Source organism: Streptomyces sp. NPDC045022 (assembly GCF_056432605.1).
In genome coordinates this window covers 1-1,623 of the sequence record NZ_JBWKIR010000081.1, presented here as the reverse complement: position 1 = coordinate 1,623, position 1,623 = coordinate 1, and the positions used below count along the sequence as shown (strand labels likewise).

General features: G+C 69.6%; 1 protein-coding gene. It reads left to right on the top strand.

What is annotated here, in order from left to right; all coding sequences use genetic code 11:
* Positions 1-130: 130 nt before the first annotated feature.
* The coding region (locus AC07C1_RS41225) for a condensation domain-containing protein (protein WP_478947243.1) at positions 131-1,623 on the top strand (1,493 nt) is incomplete at its 3' end.

Below are 1,623 nucleotides of genomic sequence, written 5' to 3'. Positions count from 1 at the left end.
ACAAATCACCACCAGAATCACCACAGCCTTCAAAATCAACTGCCCCGTACGCACCCTCTTCGAAAACCCCACCATCCACCAACTCGCCCAATGGGCCGGTGAAGCGCAGCCCGAAGCGGCCCCCGCCCGCATGTCCGGTGCAGCCACGGCCGATCCGGGTCTGCTGTCCTTCGGGCAGCAGCGCATGTGGTTCCTGGACCAGATGGTCCCGGACTCCACGCTCTACAACACCCAGGCACTCTGGCGGATCGACGGCGACCTGGACGTGCCCGCGCTGGCATGGGCACTGACCGAGGTGGTGCGGCGCCACGCGGTGCTGCGCTCGCGAATCACGACCACGCCGAGCGGTCCGCTCCAGGTCATCGATGCCCCCGCCGCCGTCGGGCTACCGCTGACGGATCTGTCCGGGCACCCGCGCGCCGAGGCGATGGACCGGGTCCACGAGCTTTGCCAGGAGGAGGCAACCCGGCCCTTCGACCTGGCCACCGGGCCGCTGCTGCGCCCGCGACTGTTCCGCCTCGCGGCCGACAGCCACTGTGTGCTTGCGAGTTTCCACCACTCCGTCATCGACGCCTGGTCGCTCACCGTGCTGTGGAGGGAGCTCTCGTCCCTGTACGACGCCCGTCTGACGGGTCGTCCGAGTGCGCTGCCCGCCGTTCCGTTCCAGTACTCCGACTACGCAGCTCATCAGCACGCGTGGCTGGACACGGGCGAGGCCGCCGAGCAGCTGTCCTACTGGCAAGGCGTCCTGAAGGACGCACCGGGCGTGATCGACCTGCCGACCGACCGGCCGCGGCCGGCCACGCCGTCCGGTACGGGAGGCCGGGCGACCTTCCGCATCCCCGCGGAGATCGAGGCGGAGCTGCGGGCGCTGGCGCGGTCGCACGACGTGACCCTCTTCATGGTGCTGCTCGCCGCGTACGGGTTCCTGCTCTCGGTGTACGTGCGTCGCTCGGACATCGTCGTAGGCGTCCCCGCAGCCGGCCGCACACGGCCCGAACTGGAGGACATGGTCGGACTGTTCATCAACTCACTGCCGGTGCGGCTGGCCTGGGAGGGCAACCCGACGGTGGGCGAGCTACTGCGGCTCACGAAGGAGGCGAGCCTGGACGGACTGCGCCACCAGGACCTGCCCTTCGAGCGCCTGGTGGACGCCCTCACGGACGAGCGGCAGGCGAACGTCAACCCGCTGTTCCAGACCTGGTTCGACTTCGACCAGTCCCTGGTGACCGACTCACCGGCCGGCCTGCAGGTCGAGCGGATGCCGGTCACGTTGCACTCGACACGGTTCGACCTGGAGATGCTGCTCGAGGAAGGGCCGGACGGTCTGACGGGTTCCCTCGGCTACAACGCGGACCTGTTCGATCCGGTGAGCGGCGAGCGGTTCGTCGAGCACTACCTGACCCTGCTGGCCGCCTTCGCGCACCGCACGGACGCACCGCTGGCCGTGCCCGCGGCGCCCGCCATGAGCGTCCTGGGCGACGCCCGTACACCGGCCGTGGACCCCTTCGACGACGTCCTCGGCGAGTTCGAGGCGTGGGTGGACCGGGCTCCGGAGGCGGTGGCCCTCGTCTCGGACGGCCACGAGATGACGTACGGCGAACTCGACGTCCGCGCCAACCA